Source organism: Aristophania vespae, assembly GCF_009906835.1.
Taxonomy (GTDB): domain Bacteria; phylum Pseudomonadota; class Alphaproteobacteria; order Acetobacterales; family Acetobacteraceae; genus Aristophania; species Aristophania vespae.
Genome location: NZ_CP047652.1, coordinates 1,753,590 through 1,770,802, shown reverse-complemented (window position 1 = coordinate 1,770,802; position 17,213 = coordinate 1,753,590). Strand labels below are relative to the sequence as shown.

13 protein-coding genes and 1 pseudogene are annotated in these 17,213 nt (G+C 44.4%); 9 read left to right on the top strand and 5 right to left on the bottom strand.

Annotated features, from left to right (window positions below; all coding sequences use genetic code 11):
• Window positions 1-7: 7 nt before the first annotated feature.
• Genes GT348_RS09715 through GT348_RS07945 form a run of 4 tightly spaced genes read right to left on the bottom strand, consistent with a single transcriptional unit; the run spans window position 8 to window position 3,115 of the window.
• A complete protein-coding gene (locus tag GT348_RS09715) occupies window positions 8-727 on the bottom strand; it encodes a nucleotide sugar dehydrogenase (RefSeq protein ID WP_369692598.1) in 720 nt (239 codons plus the stop codon).
• Entirely contained in the window at window positions 718-1,335 is a 618-nt protein-coding gene (locus GT348_RS09710; protein WP_369692597.1) for an NAD-binding protein, read from the bottom strand. The genes GT348_RS09715 and GT348_RS09710 overlap by 10 nt, the downstream gene beginning before the upstream one ends.
• A gap of 29 nt (window positions 1,336-1,364) precedes the next feature.
• Window positions 1,365-2,249: a hypothetical protein gene (locus GT348_RS07950; protein WP_160619242.1), complete on the bottom strand. Its 885-nt coding sequence runs from the start codon at window positions 2,247-2,249 to the stop codon at window positions 1,365-1,367.
• On the bottom strand, window positions 2,177-3,115 hold the full coding sequence (locus tag GT348_RS07945; protein WP_160619241.1) for a hypothetical protein: 939 nt from the start codon (window positions 3,113-3,115) through the stop codon (window positions 2,177-2,179). The genes GT348_RS07950 and GT348_RS07945 overlap by 73 nt, the downstream gene beginning before the upstream one ends.
• A gap of 147 nt (window positions 3,116-3,262) precedes the next feature.
• Here GT348_RS07945 and pstS point away from each other — a divergent pair, with 147 nt between their 5' ends.
• Window positions 3,263-4,330 carry a phosphate ABC transporter substrate-binding protein PstS gene (gene pstS / locus GT348_RS07940; protein WP_160619240.1) on the top strand — a complete coding sequence of 356 codons (1,068 nt, stop codon included), beginning with the start codon at window positions 3,263-3,265 and terminating at the stop codon, window positions 4,328-4,330.
• Here the strand turns inward: pstS and GT348_RS07935 are convergent.
• On the bottom strand, window positions 4,327-4,872 hold the full coding sequence (locus GT348_RS07935) for a DUF2721 domain-containing protein (protein ID WP_160619239.1): 546 nt from the start codon (window positions 4,870-4,872) through the stop codon (window positions 4,327-4,329). The two genes, pstS and GT348_RS07935, sit on opposite strands and share 4 nt — an antisense overlap.
• A 152-nt stretch (window positions 4,873-5,024) precedes the next feature.
• Here GT348_RS07935 and GT348_RS07930 point away from each other — a divergent pair, with 152 nt between their 5' ends.
• The 8 genes and pseudogenes from GT348_RS07930 to GT348_RS07895 all read left to right on the top strand — a co-directional run bounded on the left by GT348_RS07930 (window position 5,025) and on the right by GT348_RS07895 (window position 17,210).
• The gene (locus tag GT348_RS07930; RefSeq protein WP_160619238.1) at window positions 5,025-6,632 is read left to right on the top strand and encodes an NAD(P)/FAD-dependent oxidoreductase; all 1,608 of its coding nucleotides are present in this window, start codon (window positions 5,025-5,027) and stop codon (window positions 6,630-6,632) included.
• Between the two features lie 52 nt (window positions 6,633-6,684).
• Window positions 6,685-7,467 carry a creatininase family protein gene (locus tag GT348_RS07925; RefSeq protein ID WP_236646477.1) on the top strand — a complete coding sequence of 261 codons (783 nt, stop codon included), beginning with the start codon at window positions 6,685-6,687 and terminating at the stop codon, window positions 7,465-7,467.
• Between the two features lie 254 nt (window positions 7,468-7,721).
• Window positions 7,722-8,875: pseudogene (locus GT348_RS07920) on the top strand (YVTN family beta-propeller repeat protein).
• A 106-nt stretch (window positions 8,876-8,981) separates the two neighbouring features.
• Window positions 8,982-11,153, top strand: coding sequence for a protein-disulfide reductase DsbD family protein (locus tag GT348_RS07915; RefSeq protein ID WP_160619236.1), 2,172 nt, complete (start codon window positions 8,982-8,984; stop codon window positions 11,151-11,153).
• Between the two features lie 36 nt (window positions 11,154-11,189).
• Entirely contained in the window at window positions 11,190-12,170 is a 981-nt protein-coding gene (locus tag GT348_RS07910) for a glycosyltransferase (RefSeq protein WP_160619235.1), read from the top strand.
• A gap of 62 nt (window positions 12,171-12,232) precedes the next feature.
• The gene (locus GT348_RS07905; RefSeq protein WP_160619234.1) at window positions 12,233-13,189 is read left to right on the top strand and encodes a glycosyltransferase family protein; all 957 of its coding nucleotides are present in this window, start codon (window positions 12,233-12,235) and stop codon (window positions 13,187-13,189) included.
• Window positions 13,190-13,369: 180 nt separating this feature from the next.
• Window positions 13,370-14,011, top strand: coding sequence for a hypothetical protein (locus tag GT348_RS07900; RefSeq protein WP_160619233.1), 642 nt, complete (start codon window positions 13,370-13,372; stop codon window positions 14,009-14,011).
• Window positions 14,012-14,168: 157 nt separating this feature from the next.
• Entirely contained in the window at window positions 14,169-17,210 is a 3,042-nt protein-coding gene (locus GT348_RS07895; RefSeq protein ID WP_160619232.1) for a Hint domain-containing protein, read from the top strand.
• The last annotated feature ends 3 nt before the right edge of the window (window positions 17,211-17,213 follow it).

Here is a 17,213-nt window from a genome sequence, read left to right as displayed (position 1 = left end):
TGACATTTTAGTCTCTCTTGCCGATGCGGTGATAGGTAAAACCATAATCAGAGACGTTTTGATCTTTCCATAATCCACGATAATCAAGAATCTTCCGCCCTTTCATGGCTTTTTGAAGTTCCTCGAAAGAGATATGAGAAAATTCTTCCCATTCCGTAAGAATGACCAAAAGATCAGAGTTTTTTGCAGCATCCAGAGCATTATGGGCGAAATAAATTCCTTTGGGCAAAAGAGAACGCGCCTGCGTCATGCCTTGTGGGTCATAAACACGCAAAGTTACACCTGCTTCATTTAGGTAAGGTAAGAGAGTGAGAGCGGGTGCCTGGCGCATATCATCTGTATTGGCTTTAAAAGTTAATCCTAAAATTGCGACGGTTTTTTGCGTTATGTGGTCGCCTAATAAGGTCAAAACTCTCTCAGCCAGGCGGCGTTTACGGGCATCATTGGCGGCAATTGTTGTTTCAACTAATTGACTGGGCGTACCGACTTTGCGCGCCGTTACAGCCAAGGCTTGTGTATCTTTAGGAAAGCATGACCCACCAAAACCTGGTCCAGCCATTAAAAAATCAGGGCTGATACGGGGATCCAAACCCATACCATAACGTACTTCCTCACTATCAGCGCCTGTTGCTTCGCAGATATCAGCAATTTCATTAGCAAATGTGACCTTCATGGCTAAAAAGGCATTAGCTGCATATTTTGTGAGTTCGGCACTTTCTAGCCCCATAAAAACAAGTTTGTTTTGAGGGTGTGTAAGGGGTGATAAAGGGTTGTTAGAAGCTTTTGCGCGTGGAGTCCCTTGTCCGGGCTGTTCCGGTCTAATCCAATGATCACGCGGTCAGGATTCATAAAATCTGCTATGGCCTGTCCTTCTCGTAAAAATTCTGGATTAGAGGCTACGGAAAAGCGCAGTTCGGGTCTTAATGTTCGTAAAATGCTGCTTACTTCACGCCCCGTCCCAATAGGGACGGTCGATTTTGTCACCACCACAAGATCATTCTGGGCCGTCAGGGCAATATCTTTTGCAACATCGTAAACAAAACTTAAATCAGCATGGCCGCTTCCGCGGCGTGCTGGAGTACCAACGGCTATAAAAGCAGCTTTGCTGCCCCGAAGTCCTTCTTCAATAGTGGCGCAGAAAGAAAGGCGTTTTTGTGCTTTTTGTTCAGAAAAGAGTGCTTCTAAACCTGGTTCATAAATGGGAAGTTCACCAATTTCCAGCCGTTTCAAGCGTTCTGGATCTTTTTCAACCAGGGTAATATGCGCACCATAGGCAGCAAGGCAGGCCCCGGAAACGAGCCCGACATAACCCCCGCCAATAATTGTGATGCGCATATTTTTGTTCCGTAATTTTTGTGAATCAATTAATTAAAAGGCATATAACGCAGAGACATAAAGAGCATATCTGCATCTGTGTGCGGTCTTCCTCCAAAGCCAGAAAAAGCCTGAATGTAAGTATGGGCGTATTGAGCTCCAACACGTAATGTCCCGTAATCACCTTTCGCGGCTGTGTACCAAAACCCTGTTGTGGCCTGAGCCACGGTTTGTACATTCGCTGCACCGGCACAGGCTGTTGAAAGTTCAGTTGAACATCCGCTCATATCATAACCACGGTTGCCATAACCAAAATGCTGTCCATTCTGGTCAAAGGCCTTGCGCCGTAATATCTTTTCAGCTCCTGCATAAGCATAGAGCGTGAGGTCATTATAGGGCGTGCCATAGAGCCCAACGAGTATGTTGGCTTCTGGTAAGGCAACAGGTCCACCATTAGGACCATATGTATAATCAGGCATGTTTGATGTGCCGTAGCGCCCTAAACCCTGACCAACAAGCCCGGAAAGTTGGGCATATAATCTTTTGTCAATAAGAGGTAAGACCATACCCCCTCCACCGCCACCAGCTATAACGGTGTGGTTTTGGCCGTCTCCCTCTTTACTGGAACGACTTCTGAAAAAGCGCATTATACCCGTAAGCTCATAATGCCCCCAACCAGGGTCAGCCGCTAATTTGGCAATAAGATCGGGTGCCGGGTCGGTTGTGTAGAAAGTATTGGGGTTATTAACATTTGTTCCGCTAACACTATCAGTGACATGGCCAAATGCGCGGCCTGCCGGAACGGCGCTTGGATTTTCGATTGAAAGGCCAAGGGCATAACGCTCTTCTTGCCCAAAAACCTTTACAACACGTAATTGGGGGTTACGTGTCCAGTTAAAGCCTGGCACATATTGAGCCTCAATGACCAGAGGCATCTGCTCATCTCGTGCAAACATTCCCTTATTAAATAAGGTAATAAGAGACCAGTTTTGCCCCCTAAAAAATAAAGACCATCGTCATGATCTTTCAACTCGCCATAAACGACCCGAGCTCTGGGGACGTAAGAATTTGACTGACGGGAGTTTGAGGCTGATCCAGCGCCCTGAAAATCAGTTTCTACATAGGCATCTGCTTCAAGTTTTTTGGTAATCATGCCTTCTACCAATACAGCAAGACGACTTTGCCTTTCAGATTGGCGGAATTCGCTCATATGGTGGGCGGGCTGATTTTTCCATGGAATAGCGTTGAACCCACTTGCAATATCAGCGCCGGTCTGGCGTGACCGCCATATGGTTGCAGCTTCCAAAAAGCCACCCAGCGTAACTCTGACACCACCAATTTGAATTTGACCACGACGGAGCGGTCCATATAGGTCAGGATGAGCTGGCGGCGTGGCGGTAACAATACCGTTAGGTGTGTGGGCCGTCTGTGAAGGAGAGAGAAAAAAGCTTCCTCCTAAAGCAAAATTACTTTGGTAGGGCCCATTTCTGACAGGGCTTAAGAAAGCGCTTTCTGAAGAGCGATGCAAAAGAGCATCGCGAGACGCATAGGGGTTGGCTTCTATGAGTTCCCGTTGCTGAGCAAGTTGCGCTCTTACACGCTTATTTTCGGCCTCCTGTTTGGTCTTTAACTGATTAAGCTGATTTTGCAGTGCATGGATCTGCTTTTCCATAACTGTGATAGCATCTGCTGTATTAGTGGCGGCTTGCACAGTCGTAAAAAGGGAGATGTTTGCAGTGCCTATAGAAAGGCATGAAAGCAAAATAGTTTTAGGCCTAAGACGGGGCGAAGGTGTCATCATTGGCAACCTGCCGAGTTTGTTAAGGACAGAATTGCCCATAACAATATTTTACGGATGGAAATAGCCCAAAAACTATCTGACTCCTATTTCTGTGTTATGATATCGACATATACGTCACAATGATCATCAGCTTCGGTTGGAGGCTCTATGCGGTTTAATCATGCTTTACTCCTCAAAATAGGGCTTGGCTGTCTTATTGTTTCAGGGTGTGTGAGTTCTTTGGGAGTCAGTTACGCTCAAAGCAAAAATAGTCGTGAAAACAATTTTCACAAGGCTGCCGTAACGGTCACGGGGGCAGGCTCAAGCTTTGCCGCACCTGTTTATGAAAGCTGGGGTGAGGCTGCATTTCCGCATATAAATGTTCATGTTAATTATCAGACAATTGGTTCTAGTGCTGGCCAAGATCAGGTCATGGAAGGAACCATAGATTTTGGTGCCTCTGATAAGCCCATGGACGAGGCGGGGCTTAAAAAGGCAGCGCTCTATCAATTTCCTACCGTCATGAGCGGCGTTGTTGTTATTGTAAATGTCCCTCATATTGTGAAGGGAACATTACAGCTTGATGGCCCAACCCTTGCTGGTATTTATGATGGCACAATCACAAAATGGAATGATGCGTCTATTCTCGCTCTAAACCCGGGTTTGAAGTTACCTGATGATGATATTGTGCCAATTCATCGTGCTGATGGGTCAGGTACGAGCTATGTATTCACATCTTATCTGTCTCAGCTCTCTTCTGAATGGAAAAAGCAGATCGGTGCCGGAACCCTTGTTGAATGGCCTGGTGGGGCTGGTGCGCGCGGTAATGATGGTATTGCAGCCCTCGTCAAACAAACAGAGGGCAGTATAGGTTATGTAGAATTTTCCTATGCCACAGGGAACCATCTTGATGTGGCAAAATTAAAAAACCACGATGGAGTTTTTATCGCACCTACCCTAGAAAGCCTCTCGGCAGCCTCTCAGGCGGCTGACTGGCAAAATTCCCCTAATTTTACGGTCAATTTATTGGATCAGGCCGGGCCTAATGCGTGGCCAATTGTTTCAGCAACCTATGCCCTTATTCCTCAGAAAAACATCAATACGGCCGAAGGAAAAGGCGTGAAATCTTTCTTTCAATGGGGATTAAGCCACGGTGAAGAGCTTAATAGTGCTTTAGGTTATGTTGGCCTTCCGCATGACGTGAAAATGGCAATTCTGGAAAAATGGCCGGGTTAATTTTCCGGCTGCTTTTCTTTCATTTCAGCCTCGGCAAGAAGCTTTTCACGTTTTTGGAGAATATCTTCACGGTCATGTTTCAGACCATGCCAACTCAGAAGAGTATCTATTAAAAAAGCCGTAAGGGCTGCCACGGTGCAGGATAAGGCAGCACCAAATAGAAAGATCAGCCAGGTTGATGTTACGGAGTCTCTAATGGAGCCTAGAAACAACGCTATGGCTGATCCGCACGTAAAGGCCCCACCGCATCCATTAAGAATAATGGCGATATCAAGCACAAATATACGCCGCCGAAGACGGGCCTGATGAACTTTTAAGCGTGCTGGCGTGAAATAAGGGTCTGGTTCCTGACCTTCAGAAGGGGGCGATGCAAGTCTTTTGCTGATATCTTCAAGATGGTCTGAAACGCGTGAAAGGCGGGTATTAAATACATTTATGAGTGTACCAATACCAGAGAGCATAAATACAGGTGTGAGTGCTACCTGAATGAGATGCGCGGCGCTATCAACTGTTTCCGGATCAGAATAGAGGGGGAAATTCATGGGGTGAATCTGTAAGATTTATGGTTTAAATAGTGGCTCACGAAAGAACTTGCTCCAATATTCTATATGGTAGTAAGTATAATCAGAAAATTGGCTATATAAATAGACTAAATTGTTTTTTTATCCTTTATTGTAAATGAAGAAGAACAACCATGGTTTATGATGTCGCGATCATTGGTGCGGGATTGGCCGGGTTAAGCCTAGCTCGTCAAATGTCCCTAGAGCTTGGGGATGTGAGCGTATGTCTTATTCATGATAAATCTTTTCCAAATCCTTTGGCGGTTCACAAAGTTGGAGAATCGGCCGTTGAGATAGGAAGTTACTATTTACGTGAGAGTCTGCACCTTAAAGATTATTTGCAAAATAAACATATCGTTAAAATGGGCTTGCGCATCTTACATACTGATAGTGACGGCGTAAGTTATAAAGAAATGGGAATAGAGGGCACTCCTTACCATGAAGCTTATCAGATGGATCGTGGTCTTTTAGAAAATGATCTTTATGAGCTTGTTAAGAATAAGGTTGTTATTCACGAAAATCATCGTTTTATAAATGTAGAAAAAAAAGACGGCCTCCATCACATCGTAGCACTTGACCAAAATAGTGAGCAAAAGCTTATTAAAGCGCGTTGGATGGTAGATGCTTCTGGGCGCCGGCGTTGTTTGGCCAAAAAATTCAACTTTAAAACAGAATTTCCATTGACCCATTCTGCTGTTTGGTTCCGGGTTGATGGCTTTGTAGATCTTAATAATTTTTATGTTTCAGACTCTTCAGAGAATGTTTTTAAAGGCTTTAATCGTAGTCACAGCACTGTGCATCTAATGGGTCGTGGCTATTGGGTTTGGCTTATTCCTTTAGCTGGCGGAAAAACCAGCATAGGCATTGTTTTTGATGAAAATATTCATAATGCTAGAGATCTTATCAATCAGGAAAAGGCTTTTTTATGGTTAAAATCTAACCAGTTAGGGCTTTATAATGAGTTAATGAGCAAAAATTACGCTGTGCTCGATTTCAAGTATTTTCGTAGATATACATATGTATCTGACGAGTTTATATCACACGACAACTGGGCTGTTATAGGCGAAGCAAAAGCTTTTATTGATCCCCTCTATTCAAATGGAACAGATTTCATAGCTTATGAAAATACAATGGTATGTAATACTATTGCCGCTTATTTAAGAGGAGAAGAGACGAAAAGATATATTGATCTATATAATGATTTTTTATCATCTATGATTACGTCTTTTGTATCTTGCCATTATAATTCATATGCTGGTTTTGATAGCTGGTATTATTTATATGCAAAGACAAATATGGATGCTATTTTTTACTTTGCTTATCATTGCGTTATTTTTATGAATAACAAATTAAATGAGCTAGATTTTCTCTGTGATAGTTTGAAAATATTTTCACCTTTGCAAGAAAGTTTTCATAAGTTCCTAAATTACGTAAAAAGTGAAGACTTTAAGCTTTGTCAAAAAAAGGCAAAAGACTTTATTCCGCTGGGTCCTTCAATCGAAGCGATGATGAACAGAGATATTATCTGTGAAAATAATAATAATGAAAGTGTTATGAAGCTTTTAAGAGATAATCTTTATGTTTTTGAAAGATTGGTTGAGCGTGTTATGAAGGGCGAGGATTTTGAGAACATCTTTTACCCTCCACAGGCATCTTCCTGTCTTGAAGATGAACCTTCTGAGGTAGCTAACTGGCGATATGGCGCATTTTACCCCTCTCCTCCGCTGGAGGCTGCTCAATGATAAAACAGATTTTCTAAAAATAACCCTGTTGGTTTTAATAAGCAGTTTTTGCGTGAATTTTGCTTTTGCGCAAAGTTGCGAGCAGAAAAATGCAGAATTTGAGCTTGGATGCCATAGCTGGACTGAAATAACCCAGGCTTTAAAAGAGGGAAGCACCACAGTTATCGTACCAATAGGGGGTACTGAGCAGAGTGGTCCTTATATTGCTGTCGATAAACATAATAGGCGAGTGCATTATTTAGCCGGAGAGATTGCACGCAATTTGGGTGGCACGTTTGTAGCACCTGTTATTGCTTATGTGCCAGAGGGATCGACAAACCCACGTCAGTCTCATATGCGTTTTGCAGGCACATTATCAATTCCACCTCATGTTTTTGCAGGGCTGCTAGAAGGAATTGCAGAAAGTTTGAAGGTGCAGGGTTTTAAGACAATTGTTCTTTTGGGTGATCATGGTGGATATCAAAAACAACTTGCCCAAATTGCTCAGTCACTAAACCGAAAATGGCAAAAAGAGGGTGCACAAGCACGCCTTCTTTATGTGAAAAATTATTACGACGTCATTCCTCATAGCTATGCCCAATTATTAGCCAAAAAAGGGCTAAAACCATTTCTAGGTCAGCATGCGGATTTGAGTGATACCTCTCTTACATTGGCTGTTGATCCTTCTCTTGTGCGCCTTAAGGCTTTAAAACAGGCCCCTAAGCCAGGAATAGCAGATGGTGTATATGGGGGTGATCCTAGACCAGCGAGCGCTGAGATTGGTCGGTGGGGAATTGAAATGCAGCTTAATGAGGCTGTAAAGGCAATTAGATTATTTAACAGGAGTCATCTATGAGGCGCAGTTTTTTTCTTACTTTTTTCTGCGCTTTTGCGGCTGTTGGTTCAGTAAAAGCACAAAGCGCGTTCCCCTCACTCCATTATTCTCATAGTCAATATATTGATGGTATGCCCGTTATCACGGAGCGCCCATCGGAGCCCAAAGAAACAGCCCCCGAACCAATTGTCCCTAAAGATAGCTCTGTCACTGCACATACAGAAAAAAACGAGACTCACTTAAAAGAGTCACATTTAGGTGTAAAAAGTGACTTTCTGAAAAAGAGAAAAGACTTATATTTCCTCAAACGCCGGCCTCATGCAGAAGAGACTAAGCCTGTTGTCGTAAATGCTATTCAGACCCTTAAGGGTATGCCACCTGTCATTAATCCGGATGATATTTATAGTGAGACAGAAGGGGCTGATAAATTATCACCTATTGTAAAAGATCATTTGGAACGCGTTTATGTTCCTAATGTGAGAGGTAATAGCGTTTCGGTTATTGACCCTAAAACCATGAAAGTGGTGGATACGTTGCCCGTTGGCTATTCGCCCCAGCACGTAGTGCCAGCGTGGGATTTGCGTACTTTATGGGTCACTAATAATAGTGAAAGACGGACAGATGGCTCTTTGACGCCAATTGATCCTGCAACGGGTAAAACTGGGCGTGCCATCGCTGTTGATGATCCTTATAATATGTATTTCACGCCGGACGGAAAAAATGCCATCGTCGTGGCAGAAGCCCGTCGTCGCCTGGATTTCCGTGACCCTCACACAATGGCGTTAAAGGCTTCGGTAAATGTGCCGCTTTGTAGTGGGGTAAATCATGCTGCATTTTCTATAGATGGACGTTACGCTATTTTTACCTGCGAATTTAGTGGATATATTGCAAAGGTCGACACAGTTAATCACAAGTTAATAGCAATGTTAGCCCTCAATAAAGGAGGAATGCCTCAAGATATTTTAACAGCTCGCGATGGCCATAAATTTTATGTGGCAGATATGATGGCTGATGGGGTTTTTATTGTTGATGGCGATAAATTTAAGAAAACTGGTTTTATTCCAACAGGCATTGGCACTCATGGTCTCTATATAAGCAGGGATGGTGGCCTGATTTATGCTGCTAACAGAGGAAGCCACAAAGTTCATGGCCAAAAACATGGACCAGGAAGTGTTTCTGTCATTTCAGCCTTTACAGAACAGGTCGTCACAACATGGCCTATTCCAGGGGGAGGCAGTCCTGATATGGGTAATGTCAGTGCTGATGGTCGCACTTTATGGCTATCTGGGCGTTTTGATGATGTGGTTTATGCGATTGACACGCAGAGCGGAAAAGTCAAAGAAATTCCGGTAGGGCCGAGCCTCATGGTCTGACAGTTTGGCCACAGCCGGGGCGCTATAGCATCGGTCATACAGGAATTATGCGCTAAAGTTTGGTTTTGATTATTGAGGACATCATTGTTTCACATGAAACAATGATGTTTCTGGGTTCAAAGGCGTTTTAGGGCAAAATAGTTATTTTAAGGGGTGACGGCTTTGATTCGATATTTGAGTGCTATTCTTTTTGCTCTTTTATGGCTTGGGGGTGAGAATGTTTATGCGGCTCAGTCAAATCTTGTGCAAACACCTCACGTGCAGGCTCGCCTCGTCGCAGATCATGATGCTATTAGCGCAGATGGCTCCATTAAAATTGGCCTATTTCTAAAATTAAAACCAGGCTGGCATAGTTACTGGATAAACCCTGGTGCAGCGGGGGAGCCACCTCATTTTGATCTTAAAATATCAGGGGGTAGCGCGAAAATTGGCCCCATAAACTGGCCAGCTCCACAGCGCTTAAAAGAAGGGGACTTAACGGCTTATGCCTATAACGGCGACGTTCTCCTTTCCAGAAAAACCGTTATTAAGGCCCAAAAAGATATTAGCATTAAAGCTCATGCCCAATGGTTGGTTTGTGCGACTATTTGCGTGCCAGAAGAGGGAGATTTTACCCTTGCTCTCCCTTTATTTTCTCAACCGCTTGAAGCCCAAAAAGAAACAGTTCTTTTCAAACAAGCTGAACAAAAGCTCCCCCAACCATCGCCTTTCAGGGCAAGATTATCGTCTGATGGAAAGCTGATTTTAGAGGGTGAAGAACTCTCTCCTCAAACAATCAGTCAGGCATATTTTTTCCCAGAAGAATCAGGCTTTGTTAATCCAGATACCCTACAAAATCTTCGTCTTTCCAAAGGAAAATTATCTCTTTCTCTAAAAGCTGATTCTTCATTAAAAGGACCATTAGGTGAAAAGCCAATAAAAGGTGTTTTGTTCCTTAAAGACGTGCAGGGGCAGGAAAGTTATTTAAATATCACGACCGAAAAAACGCTTTCCAGTTTCAAAGACGCTAAAACACAAAAACTAGGGCTCATCCTCCTTTTTGCCTTTTTAGGGGGGATTATCCTTAACGCCATGCCCTGTGTCTTTCCAATATTGGCAATGAAAATACTGTCTCTGTCACATTTGAAAGATGCTGAGCGCCGAGAAAGGCAGAAGAGCGCTTTTTACTATACCTTGGGCGTTATTATCAGTTTTGCCTTTCTCGGTGCAGTATTGATAATTTTGCGAGCTTTGGGGGCTAGTATTGGGTGGGGGTTCCAGTTTCAATCCCCTTATTTTGTTGCGGCTATGGGGTGGGGGCTGATGCTTTTGGCCCTAAATCTCTTTGGTGTGTTTCATATTGGGTTAGGAAGGCTGGGGGTTCGGTTAGGAACCATAGCAAGCCATAACCAGGCTTTAGAAGAACAGACCAATAAAACACATCAGTGGCAGGAAATGGTAACAGGCTTTTTGGCCGTTTTTGTCGCTACCCCCTGCACGGCACCATTTATGGGTGTTGCCATAGCTGCTGCTTTATCTCATTCAGCCTTTATAGGGGTCTTTATTTTTGTTGTTATGGGGCTGGGGTTGGCTCTTCCTTATATTTTACTGGCTAATGTCCCTCGTGCCGTCAATTTTCTGCCTCGTTCAGGAGCCTGGATGGAGGTTTTTAAGCAGTTTTTGGCCTTTCCGCTTTTGGCAACAAGTCTGTGGCTTTTATGGATTGGAACAGTACAGGTTGGTCCTCATTTTATAGTATTTATGACAACCATTGCCATTTGCCTGGCTCTCGCTGGATGGTTTTATGGTTTGGCACAAAGAAATGACGCCCATGGCGGGAAAAAGAATTTTAGCCGTTTTTGCTATGGCGGCATTGTTATGGCACTGGGTGCCTCTGCTGCCATATTGGTCTTTACGCAGGGTTCTGTAGTTCCTGATGGCGGGTTGAGAGAGAAAATCAACGCCACGTCGTCATTACCATCAGGTTGGGAGACATTTTCCCAAAAACGTTTGGAAGAACTCCGTAATGAAGGCAGACCGGTTTTGGTCGATATGACAGCTTCATGGTGCATAACATGTCTTGTTAATGAGCGTGTTGCTTTAAAATCCCCTTCTGTTTCAAAAGCTTTTAAAGACCATAATGTCGTTATTTTAGTGGGAGATTGGACCCGCCGCGATACAGAAATTACGCAGTATCTCAATAAATATGGGCGTGATGGCGTGCCTCTATACGTTTATTATGAAAAAAGAAGGCTGTCTGCTAAAGGGGAGGCAAAAGAAAAATCGTTTGGCAAAATTCTTCCACAAGTGTTAACACCATCTTCGATTTTAGCCATCCTCAATCATCCTTCCTAACAACGCGTAGGGGGAGCAAAATAGAGATAAGTGTTTATGGGTCGCGTTGTTTTTTTGAACGCCTTTGCAAAAGACATTTTTACGGGTGGTATTAAAACGACTTATCGCCATGCGGCCCTGCTTAACGAAGAGGGGATAGAAACTGTCGTTTTACAGCCCTCTGGCCCACCTGACCTTTTAAAAGATCCTGTACAGCGTGCCCTGGCCTGTAAAGACGTAACACTCCATGCCCATGACGTTGCCGTATATCCAGAAACACTAAATGGATGGTTTAAAGAGACAGTGTCTCTAAATTGGCCGTGCACTAAAATTATATTTTGCCAAAACCCGTTTTATTTCTATTCCTATAATGTCACAGCGAGCGACCTTAAAAGCTGGGGTATCAAAAGCATTATTGTTCCCAGTAAATGGGCTGAGCAGTCTATTCAGTCTGTTATAGGGTTTGATGATGTCAAAGTCGTGCCAGCCGTTGTGGATACGGCACTATTTTACCCACGACCCAAAAAATTACAGATTGTTTCGGCTTCCTGGAAATGGAATGACCATAAATATATTTCGTCTTACGAGACGTTGATAAAAAACTGCTTGAAATTGAAATATCCTCATTTAGCCGAAGTCCCCTGGGTTAATCTTAGTAGCTATACGGAAAATCAGGTTGCAGAACTAATGGGCGAATCAGCCATTTGCCTTGCTTTAGGGCGCTCAGAATCTCTGGGACTTACGGCACTTGAGGCCATGGCTTCGGGCTGCGTGACCGTAGGGTTCCACGGAGAAGGTGGGCTTGATTTTGCAACACCTCAAAATGGGTTTTGGCATTCTCCAGAAGATATAGAAGGTTTGGTCGGCTCTCTGGCTCTTGCAATTGAAGGACAGGCTCGCCAGTTAGAGGTCTTTAAAAAGATTCAGGACAGCGCCATTAGTACAGCTCGAAGATATAATGAGACTTTAGCCAGGCGTGCCCTAAAAGAAAGCTATCAGGATTTGCTTAATAGAAAACGCCCGCTGGTAACTCTGTGATTCTTTTGTGAAGTAATCATCGCTCAATAATAACTATTCAATAATTTAAAAGAAAGAATATTATGGCGCGCGTTATTTTCTTAAATTGTGTACCAAAGACAGACTCATCTGAAGCAACTAAATTAATTTATCAGCAAGCCAAACTTTTGAGAGAAATAGGCATTGATGCGCGCGTTTTTCAACCGGCAGGGATGCCGTCTTTACTAGAGTCCTATGTAACGGAGTCCGTACACACTGTAGAGGTTTCTTTAAATTCGTCAGATGTTGTCATATTTCCCATACATGCTTTAGAGAAGTTAAAACCATCACTTGAAGCAAATTGGCCTTGCAAGAAACTAATATATTGCCATGACCCTTATTTAATGGTTCATCACGAAATCAATAAAGCGTTATTGGAAAAATGGGATATATTAAAAGTTATAGTCCCTAATCAATGGGCTATGAATTTTTTGAAATCAGTAATGGGATTAGAGGACGTAGCGCTCATTACACCATTTATTGATACAGAACTTTACGTTCCTCAGCCAAAAAAACTTATGGCGATGTGTATTCTTGAAAGAGAATTAACCCATGATAGTTCTGGACTTTGGTTTGTCATATTGGGGATTATAAAAAATAAATATCCTCATTACGCTAATATTGCCTGGCATGATGTTGAGGGTAAAAAACAATCAGAAATTACCGAGTTGCTGGGTAGATCTGTTGTATGTGTCTCTCTGTCACATTTAGATACAACAGGTTTGATGGGCCTTAGAGCAATGGCTTTGAATTGCGCTTTTATAGGTTTGCAGGGTGGTGGAGTCTCTGACTATGCACGTTCTCAAAATGGTGCCTGGCATCTTACAGAGGCATTAGAGTCTTTTGCTGACTCGATGGCTCAGGCTTTAGATGGATTTGTGAATCAGACCTCTTTCTATAAAAGGCAAATTTCTGAAGGACGCAAAACCGTGGCTTTTTATAATAAAGACAAAATAAAGAAGTGCCTGTCTAAAGTTTATCTACCTTTATTAAGTAAATAATATAGTGTTAATGAAGTTGCCACAAATTTTACACAATTAGTAATGAAATCCTCTGTCTATTTTGATTCAATAGGTAAGAAGAGGCAGGCTGTTTCCTTTTTTCTTGTAAAAATACACTCTTTATTGTATTCTGAAAGAAGCCAGAAAAGACTACGAAGCCTGTTTTAGGGATGCCCTTTCATGCCAGACGAATTAGATATTTCAATAAGCGCTAGCAATATAATTCCAGACATTCCAGAAATTATTAGCTCTATAATCAGCAAGCTCAAACCTGGTGTAGATGCCGGCTATAAGGATGATCAGGGGCGCAAGAGTATCAGTGTCACGTCGGGCGCGACTTTTGCTAAAGTTGGGAAAGGCACCTACTTTAACGTTATCGCCACGGGGACCGGAACAGGAGGTACAGATGAACCTTCTGTTATCATCTCCTCTGATGGTGGTTTTATTTCTGGAGCGACAGCCCTTGACGGTGCGACGATTGCTTCGGTTAACAAGTCTACCATTTATAGCGGTTATGCTGGCTCTAACGCCTCTATTGCTGCGGCTCAGGGCGGGGTGGTCAGTGGCGCTGTAATTGGTTCCTCTGGCGCGCTTGCTGCGACCATTATTACCAATAATGGTGGCGGGGCCATGGGTGGGCTAAATTCTGGCGGTACTTTCTTTGACCCTCATGTTCTTTCTGGCGGTTATGGTCTGGCAGGCGGTGGTGGTCCAGGCTTTAAAATTAAGGGCTATAACGTTCAGGGTAGTGGTGGCTTTATCTCAGGGGCACCTTTGAAGAAGGCTCCATGGTGGCCGTTGGTAAAGGTGGTACTGTTGTAGGGGGCGATTATCGCGGGCTCCAGTTCGTTCAGTCAAATGGGCAAACTTTTGGGAATATATTTAGCGGCCACGGCGCTACTCAATTGGTCAATGGTGGTCTGGCGTCGCGTTCTACCGCATTAGGAGGGGACAGATTCTCGTTTCTGGTGCGACGGGCGTGGGTATTACTGCCGGTTCTGGTGGCACGGTTCTGGTTGCCGGTGGTACTTACGAATCGGTTCTTACATCTGATCACTCAACATCTGCTGGTAATTATTCAAAAGGCTATAGTGTCGGTAATACCGTTTTAAGTGGCGGCACCGAAATTGTTGGCTCAGATGGTTATGCCACAAGTTCTGTCATTACCTCTGGTGGTGTTGAGCTGATTTCTGATGGTGGTTCGGCGATACAAACTACGGTGCAGTCAGGCGGTGAGGTATATGTCTCTAGCGGTGGTGTAGCTCTACAAACGGTAAATAGCGGCTATGTCGATGTTCAGTCTGGCGGTTACCTGGGGTCTGGCACTAACGTAGATAATGGTAAAATTGTCATTGAAAATGGCGGCTCCGGTGGCGGGTTGCAGATCAATGGCGGTGAATTAGTAATGCAGAACGGAGCCATAGGCTCCGACATCACAGTCAATAGTGGTGGTCTTGGTTCTATATTATCAGGTGCCTTTGTTGATAAATTGACCGTTAGCGGTGGTGAGGCGGTTATGAACTCCGGCGCCACGGCTGGCGCAATCGCCGTGACTGGTGACCCTAATAACCAGGGTCATTTATCCTTCCTGGGCGGGGCGGTTATTCAAAATGGCGTCGTCTCTGCTGGTAGGGCAGGGGTGGTTGATATCGGCAGTGGGGCTTCTGTCTTTAGTGCTGCGGCCTATGGCGATGATACGACCAACGCTGTTCCAAATGCAGCAGGTACAATAATTCTATCTAGTGCTGCTATTGAGCATGTTTCTGTGCAAAAAGGCGGTGTTATCAGCGCAGGTGCTGACAGTTATATTAATGACCTCTTTATAAGTGGTGGTACGGCCTATCTCTTCTCTGGCGCTCAAATCCAGGGCAACCAGGCTTTCGTCAGGGGCGATTACACAACTGTCATCAATGATCCAAAATATCATCATGGTGACTTGCACATTATGAGCGGAGCGGGGCTTGACGATGTTGTAGCCTCTGCTGGTGGTAGACTCTACGTGCATGGTGGCGCTCATATCAATAATGCTGTTGCCACGCGCCGCGGTGAGGTTATTGTCGAAAGTGGTGGTTCTATCGACACCGCTACAATCACAACCAATAGAAATGTTGGCGGGGCAATGCTTGTCCCTGGCTCAATGTTTGTTGATAATGGTGGTGAAGTCGGTAGTGCTCTGGTTTCTGGTGGTCAGGTAGAGATTGCCTCTGGTGGTCATGTCGGCAGCGCCACCATCGCATTTGCATCGGGTTCTGGTGGTGCTGTCACTATTGATGAAAGCGGCACACTTGATAGTGCGCTAGTGGCATCAGGGGGTACAGCTACTGTTATTTCTGGTGGCACTCTCACCAGTGCAACTGTTACAACGGCTGGTAGTGCTGTTGTTGGCGGTGTTGTTGATCAGCTTGTTATTTCTGGCGGTTATGGCACGGTTCAAGCCGGCGCAACTGTGGGAGATGTGCAGATTCTTGCCGGTGGGTCGGGTCTGTTCCTTTCAGGTGCTTCAGCTATTAGCATCACGGTTGCAAGTGGTGGCTGGGTTGGTGGTCCAACCGTTACGGATGGCCATAGCCTAACAGTTTATTCTGGCGGAACATCTGTTGGAGCTGTCATTACAAGTAAAGATGACGCTAGCAGGACTGCTTCTGGCGGTAGCATGACCTCCACAACAATCGTGGGTGCGGTGCAGTCTGGCTCTCTAGGTGGGATTCTCACCATTGAAAGCGGCGCGGTCATGACCCAGACCTCAATGGGTTATAATGCCCGTCTGAGAATTCTAGGATTTAAATACGATTCCGAAGGCACGACTTTCGTGCAGAATGGTAAGCTTGTCGTTACGGAAAATGGCCAGACCTGGACGCTGGATCTTATGGGTAATTACCCTGATTCAGAGGGTCAATCCTCACCTGATAATGGCTTCCAATTATTAGATGACGGATATGGTAATACCATTATCATCTATGATAAATGTTTCTTACCTGGAACCTTGTTGCGCCTTGAAAAAGGTGAGACAGCAGTTGAAAATGTCAAAAAAGGTGATCGCATTTTTGTCTATGAAAATGGACAAAAGTCAGTGCGTGAAGTCACTTCGGTCTTGAAACGCCATAGCGTTGTTAACAAAAACATGCCAGATGAGTTAGCTGGCTGGGCCGTTCAGGTTTGTAAAGATGCCTTTGCACCTGGTGTGCCATCTCAAGACTTGTTTGTCACACCTGAACATTGTTTCTATCTTGAAGGGCGCTTTGTTCCTGCACGTATGTTGGTTAATGGCGCTTCAATCCGGTATGATTATAGCCAGGAGAGCTATGATTATTACCATGTTGAAACAGAGCTTCATTCCGTTATCTGGGCAAATAATACCCTGACTGAAAGCTACCTCAATACGGGTGAGCGTCGTTCCATTAAATCCGAAAATGAGGATATGGGACGTATCGTTCGCTTAAGAGAACTGACATGGCATAATGATGCAGCGGCACCTCTAGAGGTAAGTCGTGATTTTGTTGAGCCACTTTATAATAACTTCCGCGAGCGTGCTGTCAGTCTGGGGTACAAAGAGGCAGATCTTCAAGCCCAGAAACAAAACTACACTGAAGATTCACAATTGCGTCTGATCTTGGATAATGGAACAGTTATTGAGAAAAGTCGTGAGAGTAATGGTCGCGCCATTTTCTATCTGCCGGCTAATGCGCGTGGTGTAAGGCTAGTTTCCAATAGCTTTAGACCATCTGCAACAATTGGACCCTTCATTGATGACCGCCGCGATCTTGGCGTTCTTGTCGGTAAGGTTGAGTTGTGGGTTGGTGGGCGCGAAATAGATGTTACGGCTCATTTAGAGCGTGATAATCTGCCTGGCTGGAGTGTGGTTGAAGCTGGACCTCATCGCTGGACAATGGGTGACGCTTTCTTACCTCTTCCTGAATGTTACGTCCCAGAAGGAGAGAGGATGCTGCTCTCTATTCAGCTTGAGGCAGGCGGCCCATATCCTATATCTTCTGTCTCTGATTCTCCTGCCCTAAGCGCCTAGCAC